We start from the raw sequence: 15,397 nt of genomic DNA, 5'->3' as shown, positions 1-15,397 counted from the left end.
GGCAAGCCAGCTCCCACAAGGTCAAGGCTTTTGATTCAATGTGGGAGCTGGCTTGCCGGTATGCCGGACCACAGCGAATGGCCTTCAGCCCTGCCGCGCGTTCTTCAGCGAAATCTGGTCATTCATGGTCCAGAAGTCATACAGCACCCCCATCAGGAACAAGCCTCCGGTCAGCAAGTAAATGATCCCGCTGATCCATTTGCCCTGGTACATACGGTGTACCCCGAATATCCCCAGAAACGTCAGCAGGATCCACGCCACGCTGTAGTCGGTGCTGCCCGCGTTAAAGCGCAGGTCCGCTTCGCGATCCATCGCCGGGATCAGGAACAGGTCGATCAACCAACCAATGCCCAGCAGCCCTAAGGTGAAGAACCACAGCGTGCCGGTGACCGGTTTGCCGTAATAAAAGCGGTGGGCTCCGGTAAAGCCAAGAATCCAGAGCAGATAGCCCATTACTTTGCTGTGAGTATCGTGGGTGTAAGCACCCTGTTGATAACCGTTCATATGAGTCCTCTACCGGCTGATACTGAAATTTTCTAAAGGAAAATGTGACTTCTTGATGGTAATCCGACGTGTGGTTTTTTTCGGGAACAAATCGCGCAAACGCTTGTCCTGTCTGGGTCTACCGCTGAAAAGGCGCTTGTTAGACGCATTTTGCTGACTTTTGGCCGCTTATTCCAATCGATGAACGGAACAAAAAATGAACAAAAAGCTGTTATAAAGTTGCGCATTCACCCACCAAGAGCCCTGCCTATGCGTCCTTTTTTCAAGACATGGCTGACTATTTGTCTGTTATTGCCACTGGCTGCTCACGCCACCAACCGTGAGCAACGTCTACCCGCTTATTCCGCCAAACACATTTCGGCACCCTACACCAAAAAGGGTTCCGCCACCGTCAAACACGGGCCTCAACGCAACACTGGGCGTACTGTCGTGGCCGTCGCGCCATCTGCGCAAAAAAGCAGCGACGTGCTCAGCCGCGCCGTCAACGTCCTCGGCACCCCTTACCGCTGGGGCGGCAGCAGCCCAAGCAAAGGTTTTGATTGCAGTGGCCTGGTCAAATACGCCTTCAACGACATCGATGAAGTCGATTTGCCTCGCACGTCCAGCGCCATGGCCAACGGTCACGGCCTGAAGGTCGATCGCAAGGACTTGAAACCTGGCGACCTGATCTTCTTCAACATCAAGAGCCGTCGGGTCAACCATGTTGCCATTTACCTGGGCAACGACCGTTTCATCCACGCGCCGCGCACCGGCAAGAACGTGACCATCGACACGCTGAACAAGCCCTACTGGCAGAAGCACTACGTAGTCGCCAAACGTGTACTCCCAGCTGAGCAGGACAAAACCCTGCGCCTGAGCCAACGCTGATTGTAGGAGCAAGGCTTGCCTGCGATGCAGGCGCCGCGGTTTGCCTGATATACCGCGGTGTACCAAGATGACCGCGGCGCGTTCATCGCGAGCAAGCTCTGCTCCTACAGGTTATCCGGCGCCTTGGCCTTCTCCTTGGCGCTGTCCCTCGCAATAACGCCCTTCTGCAACAAATCCTTCAAGCACATATCCAGCGTCTGCATCCCCAGTGCCCCACCGGTCTGGATCGCTGAATACATCTGCGCCACTTTGTCTTCGCGAATCAGGTTCCTGATCGCCGGCGTTCCCAGCATGATTTCGTGGGCTGCCACCCGTCCGCCGCCATTCTTCTTGAGTAGGGTCTGAGAGATGACCGCCTGCAATGATTCGGACAGCATCGAGCGCACCATCGACTTCTCCTGCGCCGGAAACACATCGATCACCCGGTCGATCGTCTTGGCGGCGGAGGTCGTGTGCAACGTGCCGAACACCAGGTGCCCGGTTTCAGCGGCGGTCAACGCCAGGCGGATGGTTTCCAGGTCTCGCATCTCGCCCACCAGGATCACGTCCGGATCTTCGCGCAGGGCCGATCGCAAGGCGTTGGAAAAACCCAGGGTATCGCGATGCACTTCACGCTGATTGATCAGGCACCGCTTGGACTCGTGGACGAACTCGATGGGGTCTTCGATGGTGAGGATGTGCAGGTGCCGAGTGCTGTTCAGATGATCGACCATTGCGGCCAGGGTCGTCGATTTGCCGGAGCCGGTCGGCCCGGTCACCAGTACTAGCCCTCGCGGCACTTCGGTAATCTTGCGAAACACTTCCCCCATACCTAGGCTCTCCATACTCTGGACCTTGGTGGGGATGGTCCGAAACACAGCGCCAGCACCCCGGTTCTGGTTGAAGGCGTTGACCCGAAAGCGCGCAATGCCGGGCACTTCAAAGGAGAAGTCGGTTTCCAGGTTCGCCTCGAATTCCGTGCGCTGCTTGTCGTTCATGATGTCGTAGATCAATTCATGGACCTGTGTGTGGTCCAGCGCCGGCAGGTTGATGCGGCGTACATCGCCATCGACTCGAATCATTGGCGGCAGGCCCGCCGACAGGTGCAGGTCCGAGGCGCCTTGCTTGGCGCTGAAGGCCAGCAGCTCGGTGATATCCATGAGACTCCCCAAATACAGACAAGCAGGTAGAATGCCGCAGACCCCAAAAGCCGCTGGCACAAAAGTAATGTCCACCATAGCAGACAACGTTTTGACGGTCCGTGCGCGGATCGACGCTGCCGCACAGGCCACCGGACGCGCCCCGGCGAGTATCGGCCTGCTGGCTGTAAGCAAGACCAAACCCGCTGCCGCCGTGCGCGAAGCCTTTGCTGCGGGGCTGCATGACTTTGGCGAAAACTATCTGCAAGAAGCCCTCGCCAAGCAGACAGAATTGACCGACCTGCCCTTGAGTTGGCACTTCATCGGCCCCATTCAGTCGAACAAGACGCGCGCAATCGCCGAAAATTTCGCCTGGGTACATTCCGTGGACCGCTTGAAAATTGCCCAACGCCTGTCCGAGCAGCGGCCGCCCGAGATGGCGCCGCTCAATATCTGCATCCAAGTCAATGTCAGTGGCGAAGCCAGCAAGTCGGGCTGCACGCCCGAGGACCTGCCAGCCCTGGCCCAGGCCATCGCGGCCCTGCCACGGCTGAAACTGCGTGGCTTGATGGCGATTCCCGAGCCGACTGAAGACCGTGCCGCACAAGATGCTGCCTTTTCTACCGTGCGCGCCTTGCAAGACAACCTGGCTCTTTCGCTCGACACACTTTCGATGGGCATGAGCCACGATCTGGAATCGGCGATCGCGCAAGGCGCGACGTGGGTACGGATCGGCACAGCCCTGTTTGGTGCCCGAGACTATGGCCAGCCATAGCCCCGGTGCCGTTCCCTTTCTTTATTAAGGATTTGTCATGAGCAAAACCCGTATTGCCTTTATCGGTGCCGGTAACATGGCCGCCAGCCTTATCGGCGGGCTGCTGGCCAAGGGCCTGGCCGCTTCGCAGATCCGCGCCAGCGATCCGGGCGCCGAACAGCGCGCCAAGGTCAGCGCCGAGCACGGTATCGAGCTATTCGAAAGTAACGCCCAGGCCGTCGAAGGCGCGGACGTGGTGGTGCTCGCCGTCAAGCCACAAGCCATGAAAGCCGTTTGCGAAGCCTTGAAGCCCAGCCTTAAGCCTGAACAATTGGTGGTTTCGATTGCCGCTGGCATCACCTGCGCCAGCATGAACAACTGGCTCGGCGCCCAGCCGATCGTGCGCTGCATGCCCAACACCCCGGCCTTGCTGCGCCAGGGCGTGAGCGGTCTGTATGCCACCGAACGGGTATCGGCTGAGCAGCGCCAGCAGGCTGAAGATCTGCTGTCTGCCGTGGGTATTGCCCTATGGCTTGAGCAAGAGCAGCAACTGGACGCCGTCACCGCGGTGTCCGGCAGCGGCCCGGCTTACTTCTTCCTGCTGATCGAAGCCATGACTGCTGCCGGCGAAAAGCTTGGCCTGCCGCGCGAAACCGCCGAGCGCCTGACCTTGCAAACCGCATTGGGCGCCGCGCACATGGCCGTCTCAAGCGATGTGGATGCCGCCGAACTGCGTCGTCGCGTGACCTCGCCTGCGGGCACCACGGAAGCGGCGATCAAGTCATTCCAGGCCGGTGGTTTCGAAGCATTGGTGGAAAAGGCGCTGGGCGCCGCTGCGCATCGTTCGGCCGAAATGGCCGAGCAACTGGGCAACTAAGGAGCTTGAGATGATTGGACTCAACACCGCTGCAATCTATGTACTGCAGACCCTGGGCAGCCTTTATCTGCTGATCATGGTCCTGCGCTTTGTGCTGCAATTGGTCCGGGCGGACTTCTACAATCCGCTCAGCCAGTTCGCCGTGCGAGCTACCCAGCCCCTGCTCAAGCCCGTGCGCCGAGTCATTCCAAGCCTGTTCGGCCTGGACATGTCCTCGTTGCTGCTGGCGATCGTCATCCAGCTGCTGGTCATGGGCCTGACCCTGCTGCTGGCCTACGGCACCACCGGCAACCCGCTGCAGTTGCTGATCTGGTCGATCATCGGGGTGACCGCGCTGTTCCTGAAGATCTTCTTCTTCGCCATGATCATCAGCGTGATCCTGTCCTGGGTCGCACCGCGCAGCCACAACCCGGGCGCGGAGCTGGTCAACCAGATCTGCGAACCGGCCCTGGCGCCGTTTCGCCGCATCCTGCCAAGCATGGGCGGCCTGGACATCTCGCCGATCCTGGCGTTCATAGTCCTCAAGCTGCTGGACATGCTGGTCATCAACAACCTGGCGGCCATGACTGGCATGCCGGAGATCCTGCGTTTGCTGATCTGATCTTTTCTGATTGGCTTTGGGATTGGGGGGAATTCATCGCGAGCAAGCTCTGCTCCTACCGGGAAAATGTAGGAGCGAGGCTTGCCCGCGATGCATTTAGGCTCTTCGCTTGCTGCTATCTACCGCGCTCTTTAGACTTACGCCTCATTTAAGCGAGAGCAGGGTCGATGTCCACTGTCTTTCCCCCCGATTCGGTTGGCCTGGTCACACCACAACTGGCGCATTTCAGCGAACCGCTGATGCTGGCCTGCGGTCGTTCGCTGGCCGCCTATGACCTGATTTACGAAACCTACGGCCAGTTGAACGCCAAGGCGAGCAACGCCGTGCTGATCTGCCATGCCCTGTCAGGCCATCACCATGCCGCCGGTTACCACAGTGAAACCGACCGCAAGCCCGGTTGGTGGGACAGTTGCATCGGCCCTGGCAAGCCGATCGACACCAACAAGTTCTTCGTCGTCAGCCTGAACAACCTGGGCGGCTGCAACGGCTCCACCGGCCCGAGCAGCATCAACCCGGCCACTGGCAAGCCGTTTGGCGCCGACTTCCCGGTGCTGACCGTGGAAGACTGGGTACACAGCCAGGCACGCCTGGCGGACCTTTTGGGCATCACCCAGTGGGCCGCTATCGTCGGTGGCAGCCTGGGCGGCATGCAGGCGCTGCAGTGGACCATCAGTTATCCCGACCGGGTGCGTCATTGCCTGGCCATTGCCTCGGCCCCCAAGTTGTCGGCGCAGAACATCGCGTTCAACGAAGTGGCGCGCCAGGCCATTCTTTCCGACCCGGAGTTCCATGGCGGTTATTTCCAGGAAAAGGGCGTGATCCCCAAGCGCGGGCTGATGCTGGCGCGCATGGTGGGGCACATCACCTACCTCTCCGATGACTCCATGGGCGAGAAATTCGGCCGCGGGCTCAAGAGCGAAAAGCTCAACTATGACTTCCACAGCGTGGAGTTCCAGGTCGAAAGCTACCTGCGCTATCAAGGCGAGGAGTTTTCCGGGCGTTTCGACGCCAATACCTACCTGTTGATGACCAAGGCCCTGGATTACTTCGACCCGGCCGCCAATCACGGCGATGACCTCGCCAAGACACTGGCCGGAGTCACGGCAGATTTCTGCGTGATGTCGTTCACCACCGACTGGCGCTTCTCGCCGGAGCGCTCGCGCGAGCTGGTGGATGCGTTGATGGCCGCCAAAAAGAACGTCTGCTACCTGGAAATCGACGCGCCGCAAGGCCATGACGCCTTCCTGATCCCGATCCCGCGCTACCTGCAGGGTTTCTCCAGCTACATGAACCGCATTGCACTCTGAGGAACCCATGAGAGCCGACCTGGAAATCATCCAAGACTGGATCCCCGCCGGCAGCCGGGTGCTCGACCTCGGTTGTGGCGACGGCGACCTGCTGGCCTGGCTGCGTGACCACAAACAGGTCACCGGCTACGGCCTTGAGATTGACCCGGACAACATTGCCGAGTGCGTCAGCAAGGGCGTCAACGTCATCGAGCAGGACCTGGACAAGGGCCTGGGCAACTTCGCCAGTAACAGCTTCGACGTCGTGGTCATGACCCAGGCGCTGCAGGCGGTCCACTACCCTGACCGGATCCTGGACGAAATGCTGCGCGTAGGCCGCCAGTGCATCATTACCTTCCCCAACTTCGGCCACTGGCGCTGCCGTTGGTACCTGGCCAGCAAGGGCCGCATGCCGGTTTCCGACTTCCTGCCGTACACTTGGTACAACACGCCGAACATTCACTTCTGCACCTTCGAAGACTTCGAAGCGCTCTGCAGCGAGCGTCGCGCCCAGGTCCTCAACCGCCTGGCGGTCGATCACGAACATCGGCATGGGTGGGCAAGCAAGCTATGGCCTAATCTTCTAGGTGAGATTGGTATCTACCGCGTCAGCAGCCCTGGCTTGCAAGGTCATCAGGTCGCTGTCTGAACCGCGCCCCTTCGAGGAGAACGATCATGCATCGCCTAGCCGTTTTGTTGCTCAGCCTGTGCCTGGCCCTGCCAGTATGGGCTGCCGACGCCGCCAAGCCGGAACGCAAGGAAGTCTTCGGTGACGTGACGGTCCACTACAGCGCCTTCAATTCCAGCATGCTGCAACCTGACGTGGCCGCTGCCACAGGTCTTGTACGCAGCAAGAGCCAGGGCGTACTGAACATTGCCGTGCTCAAGGCCAACCAGCCCAGCGCCGCCGCCGTGACCGGTACCGTCAAGGACCTCATCGGCCGCCAGGACACCCTGACATTCAAGCAGATCACCGAAAAGGGCGCGATCTACTACATCGCGCAGTACCCGGTTCGCCAGCAAGAAACCCTGACCTTCGACGTGAACGTAAAGGTCGGGGATACCTCCAACAAAGTCAGCTTCAACCAAGAAGTCTTCCCGGACGAGTGATGAATTTCCAGCAGATCGTATTGGCCAGCCACAACGCCGGCAAACTCAAAGAGCTTCAGGCCATGCTTGGCGACAGCGTCAAACTGCGCTCCATTGGCGAATTCAGCCAGGTAGAACCGGAAGAAACCGGCCTGTCGTTTGTCGAGAACGCCATTCTCAAGGCCCGTAACGCCGCGCGAATTTCCGGCTTGCCGGCGCTGGCCGACGACTCGGGCCTGGCGGTGGATTTTCTCGGCGGTGCTCCGGGCATCTACTCGGCGCGGTATGCCGATGGCAAAGGTGATGCGGCCAACAACGCCAAACTGCTGGAAGCCCTCCAGGATGTACCGCAGGATCAGCGCGGCGCGCAGTTCGTCTGCGTGCTGGCGCTGGTGCGACATGCCGATGACCCGCTGCCGATTCTGTGCGAAGGGCTCTGGCATGGCCGCATCCTCACCCAGGCCAGCGGTGAGCACGGCTTTGGCTACGACCCGTTGTTCTGGGTCCCGGAGCGTGACTGCTCCAGCGCCGAACTGACGCCTGTGGAGAAAAACCAGCTCAGCCACCGCGCCCGCGCCATCGCCTTGCTGCGCCAGCGCCTGGAACTGGCATGACCACTGACTCGCCCGCCCAGCCGCTGCACCTGAACGCGGAGGGCTTTAGCTCCGAGGCGCCTCGGGCTGCCCTGCCGAACTTGCCGCCGCTGTCGCTGTACATCCATATCCCTTGGTGCGTGCGCAAGTGCCCGTACTGCGACTTCAACTCCCACGCGGCAAGCCCGGTGCTGCCCGAAGAGGAGTACGTCGATGCGCTGCTCGAAGACCTGGACCAGGATCTGCACGCCGTCTACGGCCGTCCCCTGAGCTCGATCTTTTTCGGCGGCGGTACGCCCAGCCTGTTCAGCGCCAAAGCCTTGGGCCGGCTGCTTGAGGGTGTGGAACAACGCATTCCGTTTGTCAGCGATATCGAGATCACCCTGGAAGCCAATCCCGGGACCTTCGAGCAGGAAAAATTCGTTGCCTACCGCAAGCTGGGCATCAACCGCCTGTCGATCGGAATCCAGAGCTTCCAGCCGCAAAAGCTTGAAGCCTTGGGTCGCATCCACACGGGCGACGAAGCCCTTCGCGCTGCTGAAATGGCGCGCCGAGCCGGCTTTGACAACTTCAACCTGGACTTGATGCACGGCCTGCCCGACCAGTCGCTGGAAGACGCCCTGGACGATCTGCGCCAAGCCATCGCCCTGGCCCCCACGCACCTGTCCTGGTACCAGTTGACCCTGGAACCCAACACCGTGTTCTGGAACCAGCCGCCCCTGTTGCCTGAAGACGACATCCTCTGGGACATCCAGGAAGCCGGTCAGGCCTTGCTGGCCGAGCACGGCTACCACCAGTACGAAGTGTCGGCTTATGCCAAGCCCGGCAAGGCGGCGAGGCATAACCTCAACTACTGGAGCTTTGGCGACTTTATCGGCATCGGTGCGGGCGCCCATGGCAAGTTGAGCCACCCGGACGGGCGAATCGTCCGCACCTGGAAAACCCGCCTGCCCAAGGACTACCTGAACCCGGCCAAGGCCTATAAAGCCGGCGAAAAGCTGCTCCCCGTCGATGAGCTACCGTTCGAGTTCCTGATGAATGCCCTGCGCCTGACCGATGGCGTGGACGCTTCGCTGTTCAGTGAGCGCACGGGCCTGGACCTGTCGCAACTGGCCGATGCCCGTCGCGAGGCCGAACAAAAGGGCCTTTTACAGGTCGAAACCCCGCGTCTGGTCGCCACCGCGCGCGGCCAATTGTTCCTCAATGACCTGCTGCAGTATTTCCTGATTTAAGGATTCTGAATGGACTTGGTACTCGATCTGCTTGCAAACGTCTCGCGCTACAGCCGCAACCATCTATCGGAGATCGCCCTGGCGCTAGTGGGTTGCTTGCTGGTGCTATTTGGGGCGGATATCAAAGGCTGGCTGGAGCAACGCCTGGGAGGGCTGGCAGGCGCGCTGCGCGTGCCGTTCATGGCGCTGGTCTGCATGCTGGGCAGCGGTGCGGCACTGATCTATGCCACGCCGTGGATCGTGAAGGGCTTGAGCCAGTTCAACAACTACAGCCTGGCGCCAGTGTTGTTGGTGGTGCTGGTGTTGATCGGGGTGGTGGCGGATCGGCGCTGACCCCCTGATGCGCCGCGGTGTGGTCATCTGTAGGAGCAGAGTTTACTCGCGATGGCATCACCGCCGATGCAGATAGACCGCGGGGCGGCCATCGCCCGTAGGAGCAGAGCTTGCTCGCGATGGCATCACCGCCGATGCCAGATAGACCGCGGGGCGGCCATCGCAGCCAAGCAGGCTGTGTGAAAACTCCGACAAAAGTCGACCCACTCAAAAAACGACCTCCTGTAATCGCGTACACGCGACGATCGACTAGTCGGGAGGGGGTCAAGTACCCCCTAAATCAACCAAATTTTGAGTTTTCACACAGCCTGCAAGGCTGGCTCCTACAGCGAATAGATCCAACACCGTCTCGAATCAGTCGACCTTCTCGAACTTCAAATCCCAAACGCCGTGCCCCAACCGCTCGCCACGACGTTCGAACTTGGTGATCGGGCGCTCGGTCGGCCGCGGGACGCATTTGCCGTCTTCGGCCAGGTTGCGGTAACCCGGCGCCACGTCCATCACTTCCAGCATGTACTCGGCATAGGGCTCCCAGTCGGTCGCCATGTGCAGCACACCGCCAACCTTCAGCTTGCTGCGCACGAGCGCTGCGAACTCTACCTGGACGATGCGGCGCTTGTGGTGACGACTCTTGTGCCAAGGGTCCGGGAAGAACAGCAGCAGGCGGTCGAGGCTGTTGTCGGCCACGCACTTGTTCAGCACTTCGATTGCATCGCAATCGTAGACCCGTACGTTGCTGAGCTTCTGGGTCAGTACGCCGTTGAGCAACGCGCCCACACCTGGGCGATGCACTTCAACGCCGATAAAGTCCTGCTCAGGCGCTGCAGCCGCCATCTCCAGCAAGGAGTGGCCCATGCCGAAGCCGATTTCCAGAGTGCGCGGCGCAGAGCGGCCGAAGACCTGATCGAAATCGACCGGTGTGTCGCCCAGCTCCAGCACGAACAGCGGCCGGCCCTGGTCCAGGCCGCGTTGCTGGCCTTCGGTCATGCGCCCGGCGCGCATCACGAAACTCTTGATGCGGCGGTGCTGGCGCTCTTCGCCGTCGGCGGTGATCGGCGTTTCTTGCGATTCAGTCATCAGAGGCTCTTACTTGATCAGACCATCCAGCGGCGACGAGGCGCTGGCATAGAGTTTTTTCGGCATACGGCCGGCGAGGTAAGCCAGGCGGCCCGCTTCAATGGCGTGCTTCATGGCGCGCGCCATCAGGATCGGGTTCTGCGCATGGGCGATGGCCGAGTTCATCAGCACCGCTTCACAACCCAGTTCCATGGCGATGGTGGCATCGGAGGCAGTGCCCACGCCAGCATCGACCAGTACCGGAACCTTGGCTTCTTCAAGGATGATTTGCAGGTTGTACGGGTTGCAGATACCCAGCCCAGTGCCGATCAGGCCTGCCAGAGGCATGACCGCGACGCAGCCCATTTCAGCCAGCTGGCGCGCAATGATCGGGTCATCGCTGGTGTACACCATCACGTCGAAACCGTCCTTGACCAACACTTCGGCGGCCTTCAGGGTTTCGATGACATTGGGGAACAATGTCTTCTGGTCGGCCAGTACTTCCAGCTTCACCAGGTTATGACCGTCCAGCAGCTCACGGGCCAGGCGGCAAGTACGTACCGCTTCGACGGCATCGTAGCAGCCGGCAGTGTTCGGCAGGATGGTGTAGCGATCCGGTGGCAGCACGTCGAGCAGGTTTGGCTCGCCCGGATTCTGGCCGATGTTGGTGCGACGAACGGCAACAGTGACGATCTCGGCGCCCGAGGCTTCGATGGCCAGGCGGGTCTCTTCCAGGTCACGGTATTTGCCGGTGCCTACCAGCAGGCGCGACTCAAAGGTACGACCAGCCAGGGTGAAGGGCTTGTCACTGCGAACGTTGCTCATCGGGAATCCTCTTCTGGGTGCGGGGGCGGTGCAGGTAACTGGCGATAAGGAATCAACCGCCGCCAATGGCGTGGACGACTTCAACCTGGTCGCCTTCGCGCAGGGCGGTGGCGTCGTGCTGGCTGCGCGGCACGATGTCCTGGTTGAGTTCGACCGCGACTCGGCGCCCCGCCAGTTCCAGGCGGGTCAACAGGGCCGAGACGGTTTCGCCGTCGGGCAATGCGTAGGGTTCACCGTTCAACTGAATGTGCATGCGGACAGCAGCCATCGTCATTTTTAGGGGTCAGCATTCTAGCCCGATCGGCCGGTATGACCAAGGCGCATTCGTCTCCGTACTCAACTCAAGCGCCAGGCTGCCAACCCCAGGCACAACCAACCGCCGAGAAAGGCCAGGCCGCCGAAGGGCGTGATAATGCCCAGTTTGCTGAAACCGGTCAGAGTCAACACGTAGAGGCTACCGGAGAACAGCACAATGCCCAGCGCAAACAGACCACCGGCCCAGCCGACCAGGCGCCCCGAGAGCTGTGTGCTCAGCAAGGCCACCCCCAGCAAGGCCAGCGTGTGCACCAGCTGGTAAGTGACGCCGGTCTGGAAGATAGCCAGGTAATCGCTGCTCAAGCGGTTTTTCAGGCCATGGGCGGCAAACGCCCCGAGCCCCACCCCCGTGAACCCAAAAAAGGCGGCCAGCATCAGATACGCACGCAGCATGGGCAAACTCCAGTCAAAGTCATTCGAACGCGCAGGGCCTGTATAATGGCCCGCTCAATCGGTTCGGCCAAGCCATCTATGCTGCCTACAATTCTCCGTCGCCTCGCCCGGGTCTTCCTCTGGTTCGCCGCAGGCAGCGTTCTGCTGGTCTTGATCTTTCGCTGGGTACCACCCCCGGGCACTGCGCTGATGGTGGAGCGCAAGATCGAATCCTGGGTCGATGGCGAGCCAATCGACCTGCAGCGCTCATGGCGCAGCTGGGACGAGATCTCCGATGAGCTGAAAGTGGCAGTCATTGCCGGCGAGGATCAAAAATTCGCCGAACACTGGGGCTTTGACTTCAGCGCCATCCAGGCCGCCTTTGCCCACAATGAACGCGGCGGCAGCATTCGCGGCGCCAGCACCCTGAGCCAGCAAGTGTCCAAGAACCTGTTTCTGTGGTCGGGGCGCAGTTGGCTGCGCAAGGGGCTGGAGGCCTGGTTCACCGCGCTGATCGAGGTGTTCTGGCCCAAGCAACGGATCCTTGAGGTGTATCTGAACAGTGTCGAGTGGGACACCGGCGTGTTTGGCGCAGATGCGGCGGCGCAGCACCATTTTGGCGTCAGTGCCGGACGATTATCGCGCCAACAGGCAAGCCTGCTCGCGGCGGTATTGCCCAGCCCGCTGAACTGGAGCGCCAGCCACCCCAGCGCCTACGTCGCCCGGCGTGCCAGCTGGATCCGCAACCAGATGCGCCAACTGGGTGGCAGCGGGTATCTGGTACAGATGGACAGCGCGCGTAAATCGCCCTGGGGCCAATAACCCCCCACCAACCTCACCCCTGTAGCCGCTGCCATAGGCTGCGATCGCTGTAGCCGCTGCCGAAGGCTGCGATCGACCGCGAAGCGGGCGCAGGGCCTGAAGACCGCATTGGCGCCCCTGACGGGCCACATCGCAGCCTTCGGCAGCGGCTACAAAAAAACGCGGCGGTCTGGATGTCCAGACCGCCGCGTTTGGGTTTGACGCTAGAACAACGGATTAACCGTTGAAAACGTCATCCACGCTCTTGAGCGGGTAGTTCTTCGGGTACGGCAGGGTCGCAACACCGGTCTCGATAGCAGCCTTGGCGACGGCATCGGAGATCAGGGTGATCAGGCGGGCGTCCATTGGTTTCGGGATGATGTACTCACGACCGAATTCCAAGGAGTCGACACCGTAAGCGTCGCAGACTTCCTTAGGCACTGGCAGCTTGGCCAATTCACGCAGGGCGTTGGCAGCAGCAATTTTCATTTCTTCGTTGATGCGCTTGGCGCGAACGTCCAAGGCACCACGGAAAATGAACGGGAAGCCCAGTACGTTGTTGACCTGGTTCGGGTAGTCCGAACGGCCGGTGGCCATGATCACGTCGGAGCGAGTGGCGTGAGCCAGCTCTGGCGAGATCTCTGGGTCCGGGTTGGAGCAGGCGAATACGATCGGGTTGGCGGCCATGGTCAACAGGCCTTCAGGGCTCAACAGGTTCGGGCCGGACAGGCCAACGAATACGTCTGCACCTTGCAGGGCATCAGCCAGGGTGCGCTTGTCAGTCGCGTGAGCGAAGACGGCCTTGTATTGGTTCAGGTCGGAGCGGCCAGAGTGGATCACGCCAGTACGGTCAACCATGAAGATGTTTTCGATCCTGGCGCCCATGCTCACCAGCAACTTCATGCAGGAGATAGCGGCTGCACCAGCGCCCAGGCAGACGATCTTCGCCTCTCCCAGGGTTTTGCCAGCGATTTCCAGGGCGTTGATCATGCCGGCTGCGGTGACGATCGCGGTGCCGTGCTGGTCATCGTGGAACACCGGAATGTCGCACTGCTCGATCAGAGTGCGCTCAATCTCAAAGCACTCAGGCGCCTTGATGTCTTCCAGGTTGATGCCACCGAAGGTGATGGAGATACGACGGACGGTGTCGATGAAAGCTTGCGGGCTCTCGGATTCGACTTCGATGTCGAACACGTCGATACCGGCGAAACGCTTGAACAGAACGCCCTTGCCTTCCATCACTGGCTTGGAAGCCAGTGGGCCCAGGTCACCCAGGCCGAGAATCGCGGTGCCATCGGAGATGACCGCCACCAGGTTGCCCTTACCGGTGTATTTGTAAGCCAGTTCGGCATCACGGGCGATTTCACGCACAGGCTCGGCAACGCCCGGGCTGTAAGCCAGGGACAGGTCGCGGGCAGTCGCAGTAGGTTTGCTGAGCTCTACACTAAGCTTCCCAGGACGTGGCTGGGCATGGTACTCGAGCGCGGCGGTTTTCAAGTCTGACATTTGGGCGATTCCGCTATTTTCTGTTCTGACGGATCGCCGAGGATACGCAAGAAGCCCAAGGTCGACAAGACTGCCCGGTCACTAGTGTCAAGGCCTTTAACTTACGACTTTTTGCCGAGAGCCACGTCCGGCAAGGGTTTTACTGTTCACAATTGATATTAAAATTGTTCACAATTTTTATTGTCGTTGTATCAACATCGCCGGATCCGTCAGCGGCAGCATCCAGCGCACCTGTCCGCTCTTCAGGCTGCCGCGCCTTGTGCGATCAACAACCCAGCCGCGCGCCTCGACACGCTGCCCCTTTAGATTGTCCAGGCGCAACGCTGCGAACTGGTCAGTTAATTGCGGTGCAACCCGCAGCACCACCGAACTGTCCAGTTCGATCCAGATACCGCCACGATTGCGCTGTATATCGCTCACCTTGCCTGTAACCAGCGCAAAACCCGATTGCGACACGCGGGCAGCATCAATGATCTGCGGGTTGCGCCACAGGCCCGCGCCGGCCTTGCGTGCCGCCTGTTCAGCCTGTTGCTGGCAGCTGACCAGGTCGACATTGGGCGCCACGGCCACCAGATACCCCAAGCCGTCGGCCAGCAAGCTCGCTTCGAAATTATCGCCATTGCGTCCGAAGGCATGGGCCAGCGTACGGCCGTAATGATCCTTGGACTCGGCACCCGGCATCAGGCCGATCTGGCCCTTGCTGGTGTCCACCAACGCCTGAAGTCGCTGACGAGCGGCTTCTGCGAAGGGTTCGGTGGTGCGGCCCTTGCGGCCAATTTCAGGCGTGTTGACGCCGATAAGTCGCACACTGCGACCGTCGCGCAGGCGCAGGGTGTCGCCATCGACGACCTGTTTGACCTGCACCTGTTCAAGATTGCTGGGCATCGGGCAATAAGCTTGGGCAGGCGCCAGCCAAACGGCGCCCACAAAAAAGGCGCCCACGAGGGGCGCCTTTTTCAGCATTGCCAAACCCTGACGGGTTGGCTTCATGCTCAGGCCTTCTTGCCGAAAGCACCGAAACGGTCGGCGAACTTCTGAACACGGCCGCCGGTATCCAGAGTTTTTTGCTTGCCGGTGTAGAACGGGTGGCATTCGTTGCACACGTCGATCGGCAGAGCTTTACCGTGGGTAGATTTGGTCACGAACTTGTTACCGCAGCTGCAGGTAACGTCGATGGCAATGTAATGGGGATGAATATCGGCTTTCATGGTCATTTCCTCGACTGCGTGCCGCCACCCAACACCATTGTTGAATACCGCACGTAATTA

Annotated in this window: 20 protein-coding genes; 11 read left to right on the top strand and 9 right to left on the bottom strand. The window is 60.4% G+C overall.

The features are described 5' to 3' along the window. Window positions 1-84: 84 nt before the first annotated feature. Entirely contained in the window at window positions 85-504 is a 420-nt protein-coding gene (locus AC3IX4_RS01150) for an NINE protein (RefSeq protein ID WP_489258865.1), read from the bottom strand. A gap of 249 nt (window positions 505-753) precedes the next feature. Between AC3IX4_RS01150 and AC3IX4_RS01145 the strand changes: the two genes are divergently transcribed. Continuing rightward, window positions 754-1,371 (top strand): C40 family peptidase, encoded by a 618-nt coding sequence (locus AC3IX4_RS01145; protein WP_489258864.1) that lies wholly within the window; start codon window positions 754-756, stop codon window positions 1,369-1,371. A 104-nt stretch (window positions 1,372-1,475) separates the two neighbouring features. On the opposite strand, the gene AC3IX4_RS01140 is transcribed toward AC3IX4_RS01145, so the two are convergent. Next, the gene (locus tag AC3IX4_RS01140; RefSeq protein WP_489258863.1) at window positions 1,476-2,510 is read right to left on the bottom strand and encodes a type IV pilus twitching motility protein PilT; all 1,035 of its coding nucleotides are present in this window, start codon (window positions 2,508-2,510) and stop codon (window positions 1,476-1,478) included. Window positions 2,511-2,577: 67 nt separating this feature from the next. Between AC3IX4_RS01140 and AC3IX4_RS01135 the strand changes: the two genes are divergently transcribed. The 9 genes from AC3IX4_RS01135 to AC3IX4_RS01095 all read left to right on the top strand — a co-directional run bounded on the left by AC3IX4_RS01135 (window position 2,578) and on the right by AC3IX4_RS01095 (window position 9,254). Continuing rightward, a complete protein-coding gene (locus tag AC3IX4_RS01135) occupies window positions 2,578-3,264 on the top strand; it encodes a YggS family pyridoxal phosphate-dependent enzyme (protein WP_489258862.1) in 687 nt (228 codons plus the stop codon). Window positions 3,265-3,301: 37 nt separating this feature from the next. After that, a complete protein-coding gene (gene proC / locus AC3IX4_RS01130) occupies window positions 3,302-4,120 on the top strand; it encodes a pyrroline-5-carboxylate reductase (RefSeq protein WP_489258861.1) in 819 nt (272 codons plus the stop codon). A gap of 10 nt (window positions 4,121-4,130) precedes the next feature. Then, the gene (locus AC3IX4_RS01125; RefSeq protein WP_489258860.1) at window positions 4,131-4,721 is read left to right on the top strand and encodes a YggT family protein; all 591 of its coding nucleotides are present in this window, start codon (window positions 4,131-4,133) and stop codon (window positions 4,719-4,721) included. Window positions 4,722-4,888: 167 nt separating this feature from the next. Beyond that, entirely contained in the window at window positions 4,889-6,028 is a 1,140-nt protein-coding gene (gene metX, locus AC3IX4_RS01120) for a homoserine O-succinyltransferase MetX (protein ID WP_489258859.1), read from the top strand. A gap of 7 nt (window positions 6,029-6,035) precedes the next feature. Continuing rightward, window positions 6,036-6,656, top strand: a complete 621-nt coding sequence (gene metW, locus AC3IX4_RS01115; RefSeq protein ID WP_489258858.1) for a methionine biosynthesis protein MetW — start codon at window positions 6,036-6,038, stop codon at window positions 6,654-6,656. Between the two features lie 26 nt (window positions 6,657-6,682). Then, entirely contained in the window at window positions 6,683-7,117 is a 435-nt protein-coding gene (locus AC3IX4_RS01110; RefSeq protein ID WP_489258857.1) for a DUF4426 domain-containing protein, read from the top strand. After that, window positions 7,117-7,710, top strand: coding sequence for an RdgB/HAM1 family non-canonical purine NTP pyrophosphatase (rdgB, locus tag AC3IX4_RS01105; protein ID WP_489258856.1), 594 nt, complete (start codon window positions 7,117-7,119; stop codon window positions 7,708-7,710). Before AC3IX4_RS01110 ends, rdgB begins: the two co-directional genes overlap by 1 nt. Then, a complete protein-coding gene (gene hemW / locus AC3IX4_RS01100; RefSeq protein WP_489258855.1) occupies window positions 7,707-8,921 on the top strand; it encodes a radical SAM family heme chaperone HemW in 1,215 nt (404 codons plus the stop codon). Before rdgB ends, hemW begins: the two co-directional genes overlap by 4 nt. Window positions 8,922-8,930: 9 nt before the next feature. After that, the gene (locus AC3IX4_RS01095) at window positions 8,931-9,254 is read left to right on the top strand and encodes a DUF3392 domain-containing protein (RefSeq protein ID WP_489258854.1); all 324 of its coding nucleotides are present in this window, start codon (window positions 8,931-8,933) and stop codon (window positions 9,252-9,254) included. 354 nt (window positions 9,255-9,608) lie between these two features. On the opposite strand, the gene trmB is transcribed toward AC3IX4_RS01095, so the two are convergent. From trmB to AC3IX4_RS01075, 4 genes are all read right to left on the bottom strand, one after another. Next, entirely contained in the window at window positions 9,609-10,331 is a 723-nt protein-coding gene (gene trmB / locus AC3IX4_RS01090; RefSeq protein WP_489258853.1) for a tRNA (guanosine(46)-N7)-methyltransferase TrmB, read from the bottom strand. Between the two features lie 9 nt (window positions 10,332-10,340). Then, entirely contained in the window at window positions 10,341-11,135 is a 795-nt protein-coding gene (locus AC3IX4_RS01085) for a thiazole synthase (protein ID WP_489258852.1), read from the bottom strand. 52 nt (window positions 11,136-11,187) lie between these two features. Further along, window positions 11,188-11,388, bottom strand: coding sequence for a sulfur carrier protein ThiS (thiS, locus tag AC3IX4_RS01080; RefSeq protein WP_489258851.1), 201 nt, complete (start codon window positions 11,386-11,388; stop codon window positions 11,188-11,190). A gap of 83 nt (window positions 11,389-11,471) precedes the next feature. Then, window positions 11,472-11,843, bottom strand: coding sequence for a DUF423 domain-containing protein (locus tag AC3IX4_RS01075; RefSeq protein WP_489258850.1), 372 nt, complete (start codon window positions 11,841-11,843; stop codon window positions 11,472-11,474). 78 nt (window positions 11,844-11,921) lie between these two features. Here AC3IX4_RS01075 and mtgA point away from each other — a divergent pair, with 78 nt between their 5' ends. Continuing rightward, the gene (gene mtgA, locus AC3IX4_RS01070; protein WP_489261183.1) at window positions 11,922-12,644 is read left to right on the top strand and encodes a monofunctional biosynthetic peptidoglycan transglycosylase; all 723 of its coding nucleotides are present in this window, start codon (window positions 11,922-11,924) and stop codon (window positions 12,642-12,644) included. Window positions 12,645-12,860: 216 nt separating this feature from the next. On the opposite strand, the gene AC3IX4_RS01065 is transcribed toward mtgA, so the two are convergent. The 3 genes from AC3IX4_RS01065 to rpmE form a co-directional block, all read right to left on the bottom strand. Then, window positions 12,861-14,129: a malic enzyme-like NAD(P)-binding protein gene (locus AC3IX4_RS01065; protein WP_489258849.1), complete on the bottom strand. Its 1,269-nt coding sequence runs from the start codon at window positions 14,127-14,129 to the stop codon at window positions 12,861-12,863. A gap of 177 nt (window positions 14,130-14,306) precedes the next feature. Next, the gene (locus tag AC3IX4_RS01060; protein WP_489258848.1) at window positions 14,307-15,119 is read right to left on the bottom strand and encodes a thermonuclease family protein; all 813 of its coding nucleotides are present in this window, start codon (window positions 15,117-15,119) and stop codon (window positions 14,307-14,309) included. A 2-nt stretch (window positions 15,120-15,121) separates the two neighbouring features. Further along, window positions 15,122-15,337: a 50S ribosomal protein L31 gene (gene rpmE / locus AC3IX4_RS01055; protein ID WP_489258847.1), complete on the bottom strand. Its 216-nt coding sequence runs from the start codon at window positions 15,335-15,337 to the stop codon at window positions 15,122-15,124. Window positions 15,338-15,397: the final 60 nt, after the last annotated feature.

This window comes from Pseudomonas sp. KH_021 (assembly GCF_057838865.1).
The sequence above is the reverse complement of the archived record's forward strand: the minus strand, read 5'-3'. Positions and strand labels throughout refer to the sequence as shown.